The sequence below is a fragment of the Saccharopolyspora sp. ID03-671 genome, assembly GCF_045278815.1.
Taxonomy (GTDB): domain Bacteria; phylum Actinomycetota; class Actinomycetes; order Mycobacteriales; family Pseudonocardiaceae; genus Saccharopolyspora; species Saccharopolyspora ipomoeae.
Genome location: NZ_CP134054.1, coordinates 1,271,927 through 1,289,517, shown reverse-complemented (window position 1 = coordinate 1,289,517; position 17,591 = coordinate 1,271,927). Strand labels below are relative to the sequence as shown.

Here is a 17,591-nt window from a genome sequence, read left to right as displayed (position 1 = left end):
ATCAATGTCCGTTATGCCCGGTCAATTATGGCTAAAACCGTCACCTGGTGACCAACGGTCCCGCGGCGGCGGTCAGTCCCAGCTCAGCGCCGCGCCCGACTGGTACTCGGTGACCCGGGTTTCGAAGAAGTTCTTCTCCTTCTTGAGGTCCATCGTTTCCGACATCCAGGGGAAGGGGTTGTCCGTCTCGGGGAAGACCGGTTCCAGGCCGAGCTGGGCGCAGCGGCGGTTGGTGATGAAGTGCATGTACTGCTCGCACAGCTCGGCGTTGAGCCCGAGCATCCCGCGCGGCATGGTGTCCCGGCCGTAGGCGTTCTCCAGCTCGCACGCCTCGCGCAGCATCGTGCGGGCCTCCTGCTGGAACTCGGGGGTCCACAGGTGCGGGTTCTCCAGCTTGATCTGGTTGATGCAGTCGATCCCGAAGTTCAGGTGGATCGACTCGTCGCGCAGGATGTACTGGTACTGCTCGGCGATCCCGACCATCTTGTTCCGCCTGCCCAGCGACAGGATCTGCGCGAACCCGGTGTAGAACCACATGCCCTCGAAGATCACGTAGAACGCGATGAGGTCCCGCAGGAACGCCTGATCGGCCTCCGGCGTCCCGGTCGCGAAGTCCGGGTTCTCCAGGTTCTGGGTGTAGCGCAGCGCCCACGCGTCCTTGTCGGCGATCGACGGGACCTCCCGGTAGGCGTTGAACAGCTCGCCCTCGTCCAGCCCCAGGCTCTCGCAGATGTACTGGAACGTGTGGGTGTGCACGGCCTCCTCGAAGGCCTGCCGCAGCAGGTACTGCCGGCACTCCGGGTTGGTCAGGTGGCGGTACACGGCGAGCACGATGTTGTTGGCCACCAGCGATTCCGCCGTCGCGAAGAACCCGAGGTTGCGCTTGAGCATGGTGCGCTCGTCGTTGGTGAGCCCGTCGCGGGACTTCCACAGCGCGATGTCGGCCTGCATCGACACCTCGGTGGGCATCCAGTGGTTGTTGCACCCCGACAGGTACTTGTCCCACGCCCAGCCGTACTTCAGCGGCAGCAGCTGGTTGACGTCCGCCCGGGAGTTGATCATCGCCTTGTCGGTGACGTCGACGCGTCCGCCGTCGCGGTCGATGGCGCCCAATCCGGTCGCGGTGCTCATCTGGGAAGTCACTGGCATGCCTCGCATTCCGGGTCCTCCACCGAGCAGGCGGCCGGGACGGCGTTGAGCTTGCCGTCGGTGCCGCGCAGCGTGGACTTCTCCACGTGGGTGGCGCTGGAGGAGCGCAGGTAGTAGGTGGTCTTGAGGCCCTTGCGCCAGGCCAGCCGGTAGAGCTCGTCGAGCTTGCGGCCGCTGGGCGTGGCCAGGTACAGGTTCAGCGACTGGGCCTGGTCGATCCACTTCTGCCGCCGCGCCGCGGCCTCGACCAGCCACCGCGGCTCGATCTCGAAAGCCGTGGCGTAGAGGGACTTCAGCTCGTCGGGGATCCGGTCGATCGGTCCCAGCGAGCCGTCGAAGAACTTCAGGTCCGCCACCATCGCCTCGTCCCACAGCCCGGCGCGCTTGAGGTCGGCCACCAGGTGCGGGTTGACCACGGTGAAGTCACCGGACATGTTCGACTTGACGTAGAGGTTGCGGTACAGCGGCTCGATCGACTGCCCGACACCGCAGATGTTGGCGATGGTCGCGGTCGGCGCGATCGCCATCACGTTGGAGTTCCGCATCCCGTTGGAGCGCACGCGTTCCCGGAGTGAAGACCAGTCCAGAGTGGACGAGGAGTCCAGGTCGCGGGAATCCCGCAGGAACTCCTGCGAGTCGATCGGCAGCACGCCCCGGCTCCACAACGATCCCTCGAACGTCTCGTAGCGCCCGCGCTCCTCGGCCAGGCGGCTCGACGCCGCGATCGCGTGGTAGCTGATCTCCTCCATGCTGCGGTCGGCGAAGGCCACCGCCTCCGGCGAGGACATCGGGATCCGCTGGGCGAGCAGCGCGTCGGAGAACCCCATCAACCCGAGCCCGACCGGCCGGTGCCGGGAGTTGGACCGCTCGGCCTCGGGGATCGTGTAGAAGTTGATGTCGATGACGTTGTCCAGCATCCGCACCGCCGTGCGCACGGTCGCGGCCAGCCGTTCGCGGTCGAGCCCGTCGGCGGTGACGTGCCGGGCGAGGTTCACCGACCCCAGGTTGCAGACCGCGACCTCATCGGCGGCGGTGTTCAGCGTGATCTCGGTGCACAGGTTCGACGAGTGCACCACGCCGGCGTGCCGCTGCGGCGAGCGCAGGTTGCACGGGTCCTTGAAGGTGATCCACGGGTGCCCGGTCTCGAACAGCATGGTCAGCATCCGCCGCCACAGCTCCACCGCGCGCACCCGCCGGAACACCCGGATCTCGCCGCGATCGGCCGCGGCTTCGTAGGCGCGGTAGCGCTCGGCGAACTCCTCGCCGTAGAGGTCGTGCAGGTCGGGGGTCTCGTCCGGGGAGAACAGGGTCCAGGACTCGTCGGCCTCGACGCGGTGCAGGAACTCGTCGGGCACCCAGTTCGCGGTGTTCATGTCGTGGGTGCGCCGCCGGTCGTCGCCGGTGTTCTTGCGCAGGTCGAGGAACTCCTCGACGTCGATGTGCCAGGTCTCCAGGTAGGCGCACACCGCGCCCTTGCGCTTGCCGCCCTGGTTGACCGCCACCGCCGTGTCGTTGGCGATCTTGAGGAACGGCACCACGCCCTGCGACTCGCCGTTGGTGCCGTGGATGTGCGCGCCGATGCCGCGCACCGGGGTCCAGTCGTTGCCCAGGCCACCGGAGTACTTGGCCAGCAGCGCGTTGTTCCGGTACGAGCTGAAGATCGACTGCAGGTCGTCGTCCACAGTGGTCAGGAAGCACGAGGACAGCTGCGGCCGGGTGGTCCCGGAGTTGAACAGCGTGGGCGTGGAGGCCATGAAGTCGAACGACGACAGCAGCCGGTAGAACTCGACGGCCCGCGCGTCGCGGTCGTCCTCGCGCAGCGCCAGGCCCATCGCGACCCGCATGAAGAACGCCTGCGGCAGCTCGAAGCGGGTGCCGCCGTCGTGCAGGAAGTACCGGTCGTAGAGGGTCTGCAGCCCCAGGAAGTCGAAGGCCAGGTCGCGCTCGGCCTCCAGCGCCGCGCCCAGGCGCGGCAGGTCGAAGCGCGCCAGCTCCGGGTCCAGCCGGCCCAGGTCGATGCCGTGCCGCACGTAGTCGGCGAAGTAGGCGGCGTAGTCGTCGCGCATCTGGTCCTGGTCGGCCTGCCGCGGCGTTCCGGCGAGGTGGCTGAGCGCTTCGCCGCGCAGCTTGTCCAGCAGCAGCCGCGCGGTGACCCGGGAGTAGTTCGGCTCGGACTCCACGAGCGTGCGCGCGGACATGATGAGCGCTTCGCTCAGCTCGGCCTCGCCGATCCCGGGGTAGATGTTGCGCTCGACCTCGGTGAGCACCGCCGACGGGTCCACGTCGACGAGCCCCGCGCAGGCCTGCTCGACCACGGTGGACGCCCGGGTGAGCGGAATGGGTTCGGACAGTGCGGTGTCGGTCACCGGGACTCTCTCCTCGCGAGCTCGGAAGTCGTGCCCGGAACCGGCGGCGACAGCACGCGAGGACGCGACGGCAGCGCTCGTCGCATGTCCGCGTGGACCCTCCCGCGAGGTCCCGGACGGCGCGCACGGTCGTGCGCGCGCCGATGGCAGGTCTTCGGACTCACGGGCGTCCGGTCTCGTTCGGGGGCGGGGAAGTTTTCATGAAAACTTCCCCACCACGAGACCGGTCCTACTAACCGTCGCTTCCCGAACCCGAGGGGTTCAGTGCGTGATGACGGCGGTCGTTCCCGTTCACCGCTGCGGGGCAGTCCCGGATTCGCACCGGGTTCCCTGTTGCCACACCGGACCCGCGCGGGCCCGGTGAACCACCAGCGAGCGACACTCTACATGTGGGGTCTGAGGCGACGTCCAACACCAACATGGGCGTGTCGGAGCGAGAAATGAGTCACTTCCCGAACCACCGCTCCAACCGCTCGGCGAGCTCGCCGCGATCGTCCCCGGCCCACGCCACGTGCCCGTCCGGACGCAGCAGGACGGCGGGCGAGTCCAGCTCCTCCGCGACGTCGACGACGTGATCGACCCGGTCCTCCCAGCCCTCCACCGACAATCCGCCGGTCTGGTCGAGCAGCAGCCCGCGCCCGGCGTGCATCCGCTCGTAGAGGCGGCCGCCGCGCAGCGTCAGGTCTCGCATCCGCTTGCCCACCAAGGGGTTCTCGTCGCCGAGGTCGTAGCGCACCTCGGTCGCGATGATCTTCTCCGTCAGGTGCCGGGCGACCACGTCGAACTCCATCAGCTCCGCCACCAGCCGCCGCACCGCCCGCGATCCGGGGTCGGTGGCCATCAGCTGCATCTGCGCCCGCGTGTTGTCCAGGACGTCGGCGGCCACCGGGTGCCGCTCGTCCTGGTAGGTGTCGAGCAGGTCGTCCGGAGCCCACCCGGCGAGCTCGGCGGCGAGCTTCCAACCCAGGTTGAAGGCGTCCTGCAGCCCCAGGTTGAGGCCCTGGCCGCCGACCGGGGGGTGGACGTGCGCGGCGTCGCCGGCCAGCAGCACCCGCCCCGACCGGTACCGCTCGGCCTGGCGGGTGGCATCGCCGAACCGCGCGAGGCGGCGCGGGGAGTGGACGCCGAAGTCGCTGCCCGCGACGGCGACCAGCCGACTCCGCAGCTCGTCGAGCCCCGGTGGCGCGGTGGCCACACCCGCGGCGGGCACGACCACTCGGCACCACCCGTCGTCGAGCGGACCGATCCCGAACCGCTTCTGCGTCTCCCGCACCTCGGCCGTCACCGCCGCCATCTCCTCCGGGGAGGCGGTCGCCTTCACCTCGGCCAGCAGCGTGTCCGCCCGCGACGGTTCGCCGGGGAAACCGATCCCGCACAGCTTGCGCACGGTGCTGCGCCCGCCGTCGCACCCGACCAGGAAGCGTCCCCGCAGCTCGGAGCCGTCGGCGAGCTCGGCCGTGACCCCGTCGGAGTCCTGGGCGAGCCCCACCAGCCCGCACCCGCGCCGCAGATCCACGTCGAGCTCCCGGGCCCGCTCGGTCAGCAGCCGCTCGGTGGTGGTCTGCGGGATGCCCAGCACGTACCCGTGCGCGGTGTCCAACTCGGTGGGCGCGGGCGCGGAGATCGCCGCGAAGAAGCCCCCGAGCGGGTACTTCGTCCCCTCGTCCAGGAACCGCTCCAGCAACCCGCGCTGGTCCAGGATCTCGATGCTGCGCACGTGCAACCCCAGCGCCCGCACGAAACCGGTGGGTTCGGCGGCCTCCTCGACCACGACCACGCCCACTCCGCGCAGCCGCAGCTCGGCGGCCAGCATCAACCCGGTGGGCCCAGCCCCCACCACGATCGCATCAGTCACGAAAACCCCCAGGCCAACCGCGCCGCGAACACCCATATCCGCAGGTCACGGGTCATGCTCAAAGGAGTTTGCACCACCCCCGGGGCCTTGCCGCAAGCCCCGGGGTGCGCTATATGTTGAGCACGGCGGGGAGAACACCGCCGACTTCGCCCTGCGCCTCAGCGGGCCTGGAACAGCTCCAGCACGTTGCCCGACGGATCTCGCAGCAGGACCTGCCGGCCGCCTGGACCGCGGACGACGTCGTTGCGGAAATCAACGCCTTCCGCGCGCAGCCGATCCACCTCGGCAGCGAGATCATCGACGATGAGGTGGATCCGGTTCCACCCGCCTGGCCCGGGGACCGCGCCGTCCGGCATCGGCCGCCCGGCTGAACTTGCCGGACCGCTCAGCAGCAGCCGGAGGTTTCCCCGGGTGACGTCGGCGAACGCCGGCGCGAAGTCGTTCCGAACGGTGAAGCCGAGATGGCCGGTGTAGAAGTCGATGGCCTCGTCGACGTCATCGACCATGTACCTGACGCTGACGAAATCACTGGCGTTGTCGGACATGGCCGTTCCTCCCTCGTCGTCACATCCTGTGGACCGGTGGGCTCACCCTGATGAGCCCGGCCGGAGGGACGGTGTGACAGGTGGCGGGAGACGACCAGCTCGCTCAGCGGTTCGAGCAGCACCGGCCGCGACTTCGCGCGGTGGCCTACCGGATGCTCGGGTCGGTGAGCGACGCGGAGGACGCGGTGCAGAACGCCTGGCTGCCGCTGAGCCGCGCGGAGCCCGGCGACATCGGCAACCTCGGTGGCTGGTTGACCACGGTCGTCGCTCGCGAAGCGCTGCACCTGCTGCGCTCACGTCGGCGTCGCCGTGAAGAGCTCGGCGACACCCCGCTGCCTGACCCCGTGGTCTCGGCCGACGGCGATGATCCGGAGCAGAAGGCGCTGCTCGCCGACTCGGTCAGCCTCGCGCTGCTGGTGGTGCTGGAGTCGCTCAGCCCGGCCGAGCGGTTGGCCTTCGTGCTGCACGACATGTTCGAGGTGCCCTTCGACGAGGTCGCGCCGCTGGTGGACCGCACCCCTGCGGCGGCCAGGCAGCTCGCGAGTCGTGCGCGGCGACGCGTCCGAGGTGCGGCCCCACCCGCCCCCGACGAGGACGACGCCAGGCAGCGCGCGGTGGTGGACGCGTTCTTCGCCGCGGCTGCAGGCGGCGACTTCGCCGAGCTGGTGCGGCTGCTCGACCCCGACGTCGTCTTCCGCGCCGATTACGGCGGCCGGAGGCGGCCTGAGGTGTATCGAGGAGCTGAGCACATCGCCCGGCAGTCCCGGGCGAGTCGCGGCGCCGAAATCCACCCGGTGCTCGTCAACGGCCTGCCCGGCGTGGTCACCGCCCGGTCCGGCCGCCCGGTGTCGATCATGGCCTTCACCGTGGTGGGCGGTCGCATCGTGGAGATCGACGGCATCCGCGACGCCGAACGGGTGCGGCGACTGACCGCGGGGGTCGTGCGGTTCCGCTGGTGACGGCCGTGCCGTGACGGGCACGGGCATCCCGCGGTTCCGTCCGGAGCGGACTTCCCGGTAGCTGATCAGCGCAGCGCCTGCGAGCCCAGGACGGACAACAACCGCAACTTCTCGTGGCTCTCGCTGCCGGGAACGGCGGTGTAGACGAGCAGGGAGTGCGACTGGTCCGGGTCGAGCAGCGTCTGGCAGGTCAGCTCCAACGCGCCGACCTCGGGGTGGAGGAAGTGCTTGACCTCCCTGGGGCGGATGCCGATCTCGTGCTCCTCCCACACCTGCCGGAACTCCTCGCTCTCGGCCAGCAGCAGTTCGGCGTAGTCCGCGGCGCGGGAACCCGGCCCCCGCAGCGTGGCCACCGCGCGCAGCCCGGAGACGAACACGCGCGTGAGGAACTCGTGCTCCTCCGGGGCGTAGCGACACCGCGTCCCGGGGTCGGTGAACCACCGGTACCCGATGCTGCGCGCCGGGCCGCTGAAGCCGGTGAGGTCACCGGTGAGCGCGACACCCAACCGCGTCTGCCGGAGCGTCTCGCCGAGCTCGGTGACGATCTCCGCGGGCGTGTCGTCCAGCCGGTCGAGGACGCGCAGCAGACCGGGGCTGATGTGCTCGCTGTCCGCGCCCCGAGCGGGCGGGACGTGCCCGGCGAGCCGGAACAGGTGGTCGCGCTCGTCGAGGGAGAGGTGGAGTCCTTGCGCGATGGAGGCGATCATCTGCTCGGACGTCCGAGGCCCGCGTTCCCGTTCGAGTCGCGCGTAGTAGTCGGTCGACATGTGGCACAGCGCGGCCACCTCCTCCCGCCGCAGCCCGCGAGTCCGGCGGCGTTGTCCGCGAGGCAGGCCGACGTCCTCGGGTTGCAGGGACTCGCGGCGGCGCCGGAGGAACTCCGCCAGCCCTGCCCGATCGATCGTCATGCGCACGTTTCTACCGCTCGCGCACCCCGGCAGCCACGGATCGTCGATCCGCCCTTGCCGAGTTGTCCGGGCCGCGGCGGTGGTCGAGGCTCCGATCAGCGGACTTGCTGATCAGCGGATCGAGAATCCCTGCACGGCGCCGGTGCCTTCCACGACGGTGGAGGCGACAACACGGACTTCCAGGAGTGGGAACATGCCGCGCACACCCATCGACATCACCGTCCCCGACCTGTCCGGCAAGCGCGCCGTCGTCACCGGCGCGAGCGACGGGATCGGCCTCGGCATCGCCACGAGGCTCGCCGCGGCCGGGGCCGAGGTGCTCCTGCCCGTTCGCAACCCGGGCAAGGGCGCGGCGGCGATCACCACGATCCGTCGGTCGGCACCTCGCGCTGAGGTCTCGCTCCGCGAGCTCGACCTGTCCTCGCTCTCCTCCGTCGCAGCGCTCGGTGAGACGCTGCGAGCCGAGGGACGGCCGATCCACCTGCTCATCAACAACGCCGGGGTCATGACCCCGCCCGATCGGCAGACGACGTCCGACGGGTTCGAGCTGCAGTTCGGCACCAACCACCTCGGCCACTTCGCCCTGGTGGCCCACCTGCTGCCGCTGCTGCGCGCCGGCCGGGCGCACGTGACCTCGCAGGTCAGCGTCGCGGCCAGGCGGGGAGCGATCAACTGGGACGACCTGAACTGGGAGCGCGGGTACGACGGCATGAAGGCCTACCGCCAGTCCAAGATCGCGTTCGGGCTCTTCGGCCTCGAACTGGACCGGCGCAGTCGGGCCCACGGCTGGGGCATCACGAGCAACCTCTCCCATCCCGGGGTGGCTCCGACGAGTCTGCTCGCCGCACGTCCCGAGGTCGGACGCTCCCGGGACACACTGGGCGTTCGCCTGATTCGCGCCCTGTCCGCGCGCGGCATCCTGGTCGGGACGGTCCGCACCGCCCAACTGCCCGCGCTCCACGCCGCCACCTCGCCCGACGCCGAGCGCGGCGGGTTCTACGGCCCGCGCGGCCCGGGCCGCATGGGTGGCCCGCCCGGCGCGCAGAAGCTCTACGCGCCGCTTCGCAAGTCCGAGGACGCCCGCCGCCTCTGGCAGATCTCCGAGGAACTCACGAAAACCCCCATCCCCCACAGCTGAGAGGCGGCCGGGGAGATGTCGGCGCCCGACGGTCCGGCGTCACCGGACGCTGCGGAAGTTGCTCGCCGGGACGTGGAGCGCTTCTCCGCTGGTGAAGGTGAGCGCGACGGAGTCGGGGAGCCAGGTCACGTCGCGGATGGCGGGAGGTTCGGCGCCGAAGGAGAGCTCGACCGGGTAGTAGTGCTCGGCGGCGTTCGGGCCGAGCCGGAGCTCGTAGCTCGTGCCCGTGATGGTGCGGAGCTCCACCAGGTAGAGGTCGCTGGACCACCGGGCGCCCGAGTGCTCGTAGGTGACGCCCGCTTCCCCGGAGGACTCGTGGTGCAGGACTTCGGTGCGCACCGTGATCGAGGGGCCCAGGATCAGGATCGCGGCCGGCAGAGCCACCGCCGAGGCGATGATCGGGAGTGTCTTGCGCACCGGGGGAGTGTCCCAGCGGTGGGTCCGCGCCCTCGCGCGGACCCACCGCACGGGTCAGTGGATGTGCGAGCCGCCGTTGATGTCGTAGGTGACACCGGTGAGGTAGCTCGACTCCGGGCGGCACAGGAAGGCGATGACGTCGGCGACGTCGGAGACCTGACCTGCGCGGCGGGTCGGGATGTCGGCGATCATGGCGGCCTTGCGCTCCGGGTCGAGCTTGCCCGCCGTGATGTCGGTGTCGATCAGGCCCGGGGCCACCGAGTTCACGGTGACGCCGGACGGGCCCAGCTCGCGGGCCAGGGCGCGGGAGAACCCGAGCAGACCGGCCTTGGCCGCCGAGTAGGCGACACCGCCGAACACGCCGCCGCCGCGCTCCGCCGAGACCGACGAGAGGTTCACGATGCGGCCGAAACCGCGCGAGACCATGCCGTCGACGACCCGCTTGGTCATCAGGTAGCTGCCCCGGACGTTGACCTCAAAGACCCGGTCCCACTCCTCGTCGGAGACCTCCACGAACGGCACCGGCGAGGTGATGCCCGCGTTGTTGACCAGCGCCCCGATCTCCGGCAGCGACGACTCCACGGTGGACACCGCCGCGTCCACGGCGGCCTTGTCGGTGACGTCGCAGACCGCGCCGACCGCCGACACGCCGTGCGCCTCGGCGACGGCGTCGGCGACGTTCTTGGCGCTGGCCTCGTCGATGTCGAGGACGGCGATGTTCCAGCCCTGCGCGGCCAGGGCGTGCGCGATGCCCTGGCCGATGCCGCGCGGCGAGCCCGCGCCCGTGACGATGGCTGTGCGATTCATGTTGTCTCCCAAGTGGAATCAGCCGAGTTCGGCGAGGACGCGCTTCTTGATCTGCGGCACCGACAGCCCGTAGCGGTCGTGCAGCGTCGGCAGCGCTCCGGCGGCGAGGAACTCGTCCGGCAGGCCGATCGGCACGATCCGCTCACCGACCCCGTTGAAGGCCAGGCAGGACGCCACCGACTCGGCCAGACCACCGACGACCGTGTGGTTCTCCAGCGTCACCACCAGCCGCCCCTTGCCGACGGCGGCCAGGATCGCCTGCGTGTCCAGGGGTTTGATGGTCGGCGCGTGCAGCACCGCCACGTCCACGTTGTCGTCGGCCAGCTCGGCGGCCGCTGACAGGGCGCGCATCGTCATCAAACCGCTGGAGATCATCAGCACGTCCCGCCCGGTGCGCAGCTCGGCCGCCTTGCCCAGCTGGAACCGGTAGTCGTACTCGTCGAGGACGGTGGGCACCGCGCCGCGCAGCAGCCGCAGGTAGGTCGGCCCGGGGGAGTCGGCGAGCTGCGGCACCGCCTGCTCGATGTCCACCGAGTCGCACGGGTCCACGATCGTCAGGCCCGGGATGCCGCGCAGGATCGCGATGTCCTCGGTGGCCTGGTGGCTCGGGCCGTAGCCGGTGGTCAGGCCCGGCAGCCCGCCGATGACGTTGACGTTCAGGCCCGGTTCGGCGATGTCCAGGCACAGGAAGTCGTAGGCCCGTCGCGTCGCGAACACCGAGTAGGTCGAGGCGAACGGCGTCAGCCCCACCTCGGCCATCCCCGCCGCAGCGGCCAGCAGCGCCTGCTCGGCCATGCCCATCTGGAAGAACCGGTCCGGGAAGGCTTCCCGGAAGACGTGCATGTCGGTGTACTTGGCCAGGTCGGCCGAGAGCCCGACGACGTCCTGGCGCTCCTCGCCGAGCTCGGCGAGCGCGTGGCCGAACGGGGCCTTGGTGGTCTTCTGGCCCTCGTCGGCGAACGAGGCGATCATCGCCGACGTGGTGGCCTTCTTGGTCGCGGTCGTCATGCCCCGGCCTCCTGCAGGTGGTCGCGTGCCAGTTGCCACTCGTGCGGTTCGACCCGCATGAAGTGCGCCTTCTCCCGGGCTTCCAGGAACGGGACGCCGCGTCCGACCTGCGTGTCGCAGATCAGCACCGACGGCGAACCCCGGTGCTCCCGCAGCCCGTCGAGCGCGGTCACCAGCGCGTCGACGTCGTTCCCGTTGACGCGCACCGCGTTCCAGCCGAACGCCTCCCACTTGGCCTGGATCGGCTCGGTGCGCAGCACGTCGACCGTCGGCCCGTCGGCCTGCAGCGCGTTGACGTCCACCAGCGCGATGAGGTTGTCGAGGCCGTGGTGCGAGGCGGCCAGCGCGGCCTCCCAGGTGGAGCCCTCGTCCAGCTCGCCGTCCGAGAGCAGGTTGTAGACCCGCGCCGGATTCCCCTTGTGCCGCAACCCGATCGACATGCCCACGGCCACGCCCAGGCCGTGCCCGAGCGAGCCGCCGGAGATCTCCATGCCCGGCGTGTAGCTGGCCATGCCCGACATCGGCAGCCGCGAGTCGTCGGTGGCGTAGGTCTGCAGCTCGTCGACGTCGATCACGCCGGCCTCGGCCAGCGCCGCGTACAGCGCGATCGCGTAGTGGCCGATGGACAGCAGGAACCGGTCGCGCTCCTCCCATTCCGGGTCCTGCGGGCGGAGCCGCAGCTGGTCGGCGTACATCACGGCCAGCAGGTCGGCGACGCCGAGCGCCTGGGCGATGTAGCCCTGCCCCTGCAGCTCGCCCATGTCCAGGGCGTTCTTGCGGATGCGGCGCGCGGACTCCGCGATCCGCCGCGTTCGATCAGACAACTGCTTCCTCCTTCGTGGCGGCGCGCTCCAGGGCGTCGACCTCCGCCTTCTGCTTCGGACCCCACGTCTCGCGGGTGAGCACCGCGGCGACCAGGCCCAGCACGCCGTACCCGCTGAACAGCAGCGCCGGTCCGGTCCAGCCGAACTGGCCGTAGAGGGCGGTGGCGATCATCGGCGTGAACCCCGAGACGACGGCGGAGATCTGGTAGGCCAGCGACGCACCGGCCGTGCGGGTCTTGGTCTCGAACAGCTCCGAGAACCAGGCGCCCTGCACCCCGGCCAGCGAGTTCTGGCAGATCGCGTAGCTGATCACGAAGGCCACCACGATCAGCACCGCGGAACCGGTGTTGGTCAGCAGGAACATCGGCACGCCCCACGCCACCGCGATGACGCAGCCCAGCAGGTAGACCGGGCGCCTGCCGAAGACGTCCGAGAAGTGGCCCCACAGCGTGGTGGCGGCGATGCCGATCCCGGCGGCCGTGGTCAGCGCGAGCAGGCTCAGCGATCCCTCGGTGGGCGCGCTGCCGAGCTTGAGGTAGGTGAGCATGAACGTCACCGACACCGCGTAGCCGGCGGTCTCGACCACGCGCAGGCAGAACGTGCGCAGCACGTTGCGCCAGTCGTCCCGCAGCACCTGCATGATCGGGTTGCGGGCGACCTCGCCGGAGTCCTTGAGCTCCTCGAACTCCGGCGACTCGTCGATCTTGAGCCGGATCAGGATGCCGACCACGATCAGCACCGCCGAGAGCAGGAACGGGATCCGCCAGGTCAGGGTCCCGTCGAGTCCGGCGCTCGTCAGGAACGCCAGGTTCGCCAGCAGCAGTCCGACGGGGAATCCGGCCTGGGTGATCCCGGTGTAGAGACCTCGTCGGCGCCAGGGCGCGTGCTCGAAGGTCATCAGGATCGCGCCGCCCCACTCGGCCCCGAAGGCCAGGCCCTGCACGATGCGCACGGCCACCAGCAGCACCGGCGCCCACACGCCGACCTGCTGGTAGGTGGGCAGGCAGCCGATGAGCACCGTGGCGATGCCCATCAGCAGGAGCGAGGACACCAGCACCGGCTTGCGGCCGATCCGGTCGCCCAGGTGACCGGCGATGATGCCGCCGAGCGGGCGCGCGGCGAAGCCGACGCCGAGGGTCGCGAACGACATCAGCGACGCCGACAGCGGGTCGGAGTCGGGGAAGAACGCGTCGCCGAAGTAGAGGGCTGCGGCGGTGCCGAAGCCGATGAAGTCGTAGGTCTCGATGGTCGCGCCGACCCCGCAGCCGACGGCGACCCTGAACTTGTCCGGGCTGCCGTCGATCGACGCCCGAGCGGTGGAGCTTGCCATCGCGATCCTCCTTGACCGGGTGGCTGAGTGTTGAGTGTCAACAGTCAATGTTGACAGTCATCATAAGTCCGGTCGGGGAGGTGTCAAGGACGGGTTCTCAAGCCCCCGGCAGGGGTCAGCTCTTGCTGTTGAGCCGTTCGACCGCGCTCGCCATGTGCTCGCGCAGCACCCGCACGGCCGTCTCCGCGTCGCCGCGCTCGATTGCCTCGACTATCGGCCGGTGGTGGCCCGCCGACATGGGGAAGCGGCGGTTCTCGGTGGACGCGCTCATCACCACGACCCGGATCGGTCCCTCCAGGTGGCGCCAGGTGTCGAGCAGGATCGAGTTGCCCGACAGCGCGCACAGCTGCGCGTGGAAGGCCAGGTCGGCCTCCAGCTGCTCGGCGAGGTCGCCGGTCGCGGCTTCGAGCTTGTCCAGCGAGGCGTTTAGCTCGGTGACGATCTGCGGCAGCCCGTCGGACTCGACGATCTCGGCGACCGCCTGGCCCTCCAGAGCGCAGCGCACCCGGAACAGCTCGTCGATCTCGGCGGCGGACAGGCTGCGCACCCGCAGCATCCCGCGCACACCGGGGGTGACCAGGCCTTCCTGCTGGAGGTGGCGCAGCGCTTCGCGGACCGTGCCGCGGCTGATCGACAGCTGCGAGGCGATCTCCACCTCGCCCAGGTGATCGCCCGGTCCGTACCGCCCGGTCAGGATCGCCTCGCGCAGCGCCACCAGCGCCCGCTCCCGCAAGGTCATCCGATCCAGACTGCGCAAAGCTTCCTCGGTCACGGATGCGATGATAGTGGTCTGTCGACAGTCAACGCGTGTGACGCCTACTTCTGCAGCGTTGCGGAGGGCGAGCAGCCGTACTTGGCGCGGTAGGCGGCGGCGAAGCGGCCGGTGTTGGTGAAGTTCCAGCGGGCGGCGACCTCGGCGACCGTGGACGCGTTCGACGCGAGGAGGTCCTCGTGGGCGCGGGTGAGGCGGATGTCGCGGAGGCACGTCGACGGAGTCGCGCCGACGTACTCCTGGAAGCCCTCCTGCAACCGGCGGACGCTGACCCCGGCGATCTCGGCCATCTCGGCGGCGGTCCAGGCGTGCGCCGGGTCGTCGCGAAGCCGGTCCAGGACGCGGTTGACGATGCGCGGGCGCGCGGGCGCAACGCTGCGCCGATCCGGGTGCATGGCCAGCAGGAATCCCGTCATGATCGTGCTCGACAGCTGCCGCTTGAGGACGTCGTCGCACAACATCGCCTGGGTCTCGGCCAGGTCCGCGGTGAGCGTGCGGACGAAGTGCAGCCAGCCCCGGGTGGCGGCGCTGCTCCGGTCGATCTGGGCGGGCAGCTCCAGGCCGCCGGGCAGCGGAGCCGCCAGCACCCGGTCGGCCTCCCGCTCCAGTCCGGCGCGGTCGAACTTCACCCCGACCACCGTGCACTCCGCCGACCAGCGGGTGATCGGCGTGAGGCGGTTCGGCGGGAAGATCGTGCCGCAGCCCTCGCCGGAGACGACCTGGTCGCGGCCGTGCCGCGACTCCAGGCACCCGCCCAGCGGCATGTTGACCTCGTAGGCGTCGGGATAGGCGCAGTCGATGGCCACGTCCACGCCCCAGCCGATCCGCCCGACCGTCACCGGCCCCAGGTCCACGGTGTGCATGGCCAGGTCGAGCCGGTCGGTGGGCGTGAGCGGGCGCAGCTCGTGCGGGAAGTACGCGCCGGTGACGGCGCGGATCGCCTCGCCCCAGTCGCGCGTCGCCGCCCGGCGGACGGACTCCTCCGACGTGCTGGTCGCCATCTCGCCTCCTCGTCGTTGAGCCGGCTCTGGGGGGATTAAACCGGGCGGAGGCGCGCGGGTTAAGCGCTCCGGCGGGTGAACGGCGATTTCGCCGCGCAATCCGTCCCGGCATCGCGCCCAGCGGCTCGACCGCTCCCCGTGATCCGTGATGTTTTTCCTGCACACCGCCCGGACGGCGATCCCGGATCGGCTGCGTGAGTTCCCGGAAGACGACGGCTCAGCGACGAGCGATGGAGGACCTGCGATGACGATGACGACCCCGAACTGGATCGCGGACGTGACGATGGAGGAGCTGGAGCGCGATCCGTACCCGTTCTACGAGCGGCTGCGCGCCGAGGCCCCGCTGGCCTACGTCCCGGCGCTGGGCTGCTGGGTGGCCTCCACGAAGGAGATGTGCAAGCGGATCGCGGGCACCGACGACAGCGACTTCGAGGGCGTCATCGCCCCCGCGGGTCGCCGCACCTTCGGCGACCCCGCGGTGCTGGACGCCAACGGTGCCGAGCACGACGACCTGCGCGCGATGGTCGACCCGGGCCTGCAGCCCAGCGAGGTCGACCGCTACGTCGACGCCCTGGCGCGCCCGATCGCGCGGCGCTACCTGGAGGCCATCGAGGACGACGGCCAGGCCGACCTGGTGTCGCAGTTCTGCGAGCCGGTCAGCGTGCGCAGCCTCGGTGACCTGATGGGGCTGCAGTCGGTGAGCTCGGACAAGCTGCGCGAGTGGTTCCGCAAGCTCAGCGTCTCGTTCACCAACGCCGGTGTCGACGAGAACGGCGACTGGGCCAACCCCGAGGGCTTCACGCCCGGTGACGAGGCCAAGGCCGAGATCCGCGCGGTGATCGACCCGCTGCTGGACAAGTGGACCGTCGAACCCGACGACAGCGCCCTGTCGCACTGGCTGCACGACGGGATGCCGCCCGGCCAGGTCCGCGACCGCGAGGTCATCTACCCCAACGTGTTCGTGTTCCTGCTCGGCGCGATGCAGGAGCCCGGGCACGCGATGGCCTCCACCATCGCCGGCCTGTTCACGCGGCCGGACCAGCTGGAACGAGTCGTCGACGACCCGTCGCTGGTGCGCCGGGCCATCACCGAGGGCGTGCGGTGGACCTCGCCGATCTGGTCGGCGGTGGCGCGGCGCAACCACCGGGACATGGTCATCGACGGCATCGAGCTGCCCGCCGGGTCGGTGGTGATGATGTCCTACGGCTCCGCCAACCACGACGAGAACGACTACTCGTCCCCGGCGTCGTTCGACCTGGACCGCACCCCGGTGCCGAACCTGGCCTTCGGCGCGGGCAAGCACGCCTGCGCGGGAACGTACTTCGCGACCGAGGTCGTGCGGATCGCGCTGGAGGAGCTGTTCGAGGCCATCCCGAACCTGGAGCCCGACACCGACCACGAGGTCGACTTCTGGGGCTGGGGCTTCCGCGGCCCGATCGAGCTGCGCGCAGTCTGGGAGGTGTGATGACCGCGACGGAGACGACCCACGAGGTCCGCATCGACCCGCTGGACCGCTCGACGAGATGCGCTGCGGGGCAATCGATCCTGGAGTCCTGCCTGCGCGACGACATCTGGTTGCCGCACTCCTGCACGCAGGGGACCTGCGGCAGCTGCAAGATGAAGGTGCTCTCCGGCGAGGTCGACCACCGCGACTCCTCCGAGTACACCCTCACGCCCGAGGAGCGCGAGGCCGGGATCGCCCTGGGCTGCCAGGCCACGCCGCGCTCGGCGCTGGTGCTGGAACCGGTCGAGCAGGTCGATCCCGACGACGGCATCCCGCGGCACCCGCTGCGCGATCACTCCGGGACCGTGGTGGTGCTCGACGACATCGCCCGCGACATCCGGCGGCTGGTCGTGGAGCTCGACGAGCCGATGTCGTTCAACCCCGGCCAGTACGCCGAGATCGTCGTGCCGGGAACCGGTGTGGCGCGGCAGTACTCGATGGCGAACCCGCCGTCGGAGACCTCGTGGCTGGAGTTCCACGTCCGGCGCACGCCGGGCGGGATCGCCACCGACGGCTGGATGTTCGCCGGACTGGCGGTGGGGGAGCGCATCGAGCTCAAGGGCCCGCTCGGGGACTTCGGGATGCCGGTGGCGCAGGACGAACCGGCGATCCTCATCGCCGGGGGAACGGGTCTGGCGCCGCTGAAGTCCATCGTGCGGCACGCCCTGGACCACGACCTCGCGCCGGAACTGCACCTCTACCACGGAGGTCGCAGCAGGCAGGACCTCTACGACGTGGAGTTCTTCGAGGACCTGGCCCGCGAGCACCCGCACTTCGGGTACCGGCCGTGCCTGTCCGAAGAGGACTGGGACGGTGCCACGGGTCTGGTGACCGACGTGGTGCTGGCCGACTTCCAGTCCTGCCGCGGTCTCAGCGCCTACCTGTGCGGGCCGCCGGGGATGATCGAGGCGGGGGTCAAGGCGCTCAAGCGCCGGAGGATGGCTCCGCGCAAGATCTTCCGCGAGGAGTTCCTCGACGCCTCGCACCGGTGAGAACCGCCCCGCGCCA

16 protein-coding genes and 1 riboswitch are annotated in these 17,591 nt (G+C 70.4%); of the genes, 4 read left to right on the top strand and 12 right to left on the bottom strand.

The genetic code is table 11. The features are described from left to right. Positions 1-72: 72 nt before the first annotated feature. The 4 genes from REH65_RS06080 to REH65_RS06065 form a co-directional block, all read right to left on the bottom strand. Positions 73-1,131 carry a ribonucleotide-diphosphate reductase subunit beta gene (locus REH65_RS06080; RefSeq protein ID WP_406691640.1) on the bottom strand — a complete coding sequence of 353 codons (1,059 nt, stop codon included), beginning with the start codon at positions 1,129-1,131 and terminating at the stop codon, positions 73-75. Between the two features lie 8 nt (positions 1,132-1,139). Next, positions 1,140-3,665 (bottom strand): ribonucleoside-diphosphate reductase subunit alpha, encoded by a 2,526-nt coding sequence (locus tag REH65_RS06075; RefSeq protein ID WP_406693098.1) that lies wholly within the window; start codon positions 3,663-3,665, stop codon positions 1,140-1,142. After that, a riboswitch (cobalamin riboswitch) is annotated at positions 3,643-3,900 on the bottom strand. (Overlaps the previous gene by 23 nt.) 60 nt (positions 3,901-3,960) lie before the next feature. After that, positions 3,961-5,370 (bottom strand): rifampin monooxygenase, encoded by a 1,410-nt coding sequence (gene rox, locus REH65_RS06070; RefSeq protein WP_406691639.1) that lies wholly within the window; start codon positions 5,368-5,370, stop codon positions 3,961-3,963. Between the two features lie 158 nt (positions 5,371-5,528). Then, positions 5,529-5,915 (bottom strand): VOC family protein, encoded by a 387-nt coding sequence (locus REH65_RS06065; RefSeq protein WP_406691638.1) that lies wholly within the window; start codon positions 5,913-5,915, stop codon positions 5,529-5,531. Positions 5,916-5,995: 80 nt separating this feature from the next. On the opposite strand from REH65_RS06065, the gene REH65_RS06060 reads away from it, so the two are divergent. Continuing rightward, positions 5,996-6,874 (top strand): sigma-70 family RNA polymerase sigma factor, encoded by an 879-nt coding sequence (locus REH65_RS06060; RefSeq protein ID WP_406691637.1) that lies wholly within the window; start codon positions 5,996-5,998, stop codon positions 6,872-6,874. Positions 6,875-6,939: 65 nt separating this feature from the next. Here the strand turns inward: REH65_RS06060 and REH65_RS06055 are convergent, their stop codons facing one another. Further along, complete coding sequence (locus tag REH65_RS06055; RefSeq protein ID WP_406691636.1) at positions 6,940-7,782, bottom strand: helix-turn-helix transcriptional regulator; 843 nt, start codon at positions 7,780-7,782, stop codon at positions 6,940-6,942. 193 nt (positions 7,783-7,975) lie between these two features. On the opposite strand from REH65_RS06055, the gene REH65_RS06050 reads away from it, so the two are divergent. Further along, a complete protein-coding gene (locus REH65_RS06050) occupies positions 7,976-8,920 on the top strand; it encodes an SDR family oxidoreductase (RefSeq protein WP_406691635.1) in 945 nt (314 codons plus the stop codon). 39 nt (positions 8,921-8,959) lie between these two features. On the opposite strand, the gene REH65_RS06045 is transcribed toward REH65_RS06050, so the two are convergent. The 7 genes from REH65_RS06045 to REH65_RS06015 all read right to left on the bottom strand — a co-directional run bounded on the left by REH65_RS06045 (position 8,960) and on the right by REH65_RS06015 (position 15,079). After that, a complete protein-coding gene (locus tag REH65_RS06045) occupies positions 8,960-9,337 on the bottom strand; it encodes a hypothetical protein (protein ID WP_406691634.1) in 378 nt (125 codons plus the stop codon). Between the two features lie 54 nt (positions 9,338-9,391). Then, complete coding sequence (locus REH65_RS06040) at positions 9,392-10,144, bottom strand: SDR family NAD(P)-dependent oxidoreductase (RefSeq protein ID WP_406691633.1); 753 nt, start codon at positions 10,142-10,144, stop codon at positions 9,392-9,394. An 18-nt stretch (positions 10,145-10,162) separates the two neighbouring features. Continuing rightward, the gene (locus REH65_RS06035) at positions 10,163-11,152 is read right to left on the bottom strand and encodes a transketolase family protein (RefSeq protein ID WP_406691632.1); all 990 of its coding nucleotides are present in this window, start codon (positions 11,150-11,152) and stop codon (positions 10,163-10,165) included. After that, positions 11,149-11,976, bottom strand: a complete 828-nt coding sequence (locus tag REH65_RS06030) for a transketolase (RefSeq protein WP_281455640.1) — start codon at positions 11,974-11,976, stop codon at positions 11,149-11,151. Before REH65_RS06030 ends, REH65_RS06035 begins: the two co-directional genes overlap by 4 nt. Then, positions 11,969-13,306 carry an MFS transporter gene (locus tag REH65_RS06025; RefSeq protein ID WP_406691631.1) on the bottom strand — a complete coding sequence of 446 codons (1,338 nt, stop codon included), beginning with the start codon at positions 13,304-13,306 and terminating at the stop codon, positions 11,969-11,971. Before REH65_RS06025 ends, REH65_RS06030 begins: the two co-directional genes overlap by 8 nt. Before the next feature lie 115 nt (positions 13,307-13,421). After that, entirely contained in the window at positions 13,422-14,078 is a 657-nt protein-coding gene (locus REH65_RS06020; protein ID WP_406691630.1) for a GntR family transcriptional regulator, read from the bottom strand. A 44-nt stretch (positions 14,079-14,122) separates the two neighbouring features. Continuing rightward, a complete protein-coding gene (locus tag REH65_RS06015; RefSeq protein ID WP_406691629.1) occupies positions 14,123-15,079 on the bottom strand; it encodes an AraC family transcriptional regulator in 957 nt (318 codons plus the stop codon). Between the two features lie 244 nt (positions 15,080-15,323). Between REH65_RS06015 and REH65_RS06010 the strand changes: the two genes are divergently transcribed. Then, positions 15,324-16,544 carry a cytochrome P450 gene (locus tag REH65_RS06010; RefSeq protein WP_406691628.1) on the top strand — a complete coding sequence of 407 codons (1,221 nt, stop codon included), beginning with the start codon at positions 15,324-15,326 and terminating at the stop codon, positions 16,542-16,544. After that, positions 16,544-17,575: an NADH:ubiquinone reductase (Na(+)-transporting) subunit F gene (locus REH65_RS06005; protein ID WP_406691627.1), complete on the top strand. Its 1,032-nt coding sequence runs from the start codon at positions 16,544-16,546 to the stop codon at positions 17,573-17,575. Before REH65_RS06010 ends, REH65_RS06005 begins: the two co-directional genes overlap by 1 nt. Positions 17,576-17,591: the final 16 nt, after the last annotated feature.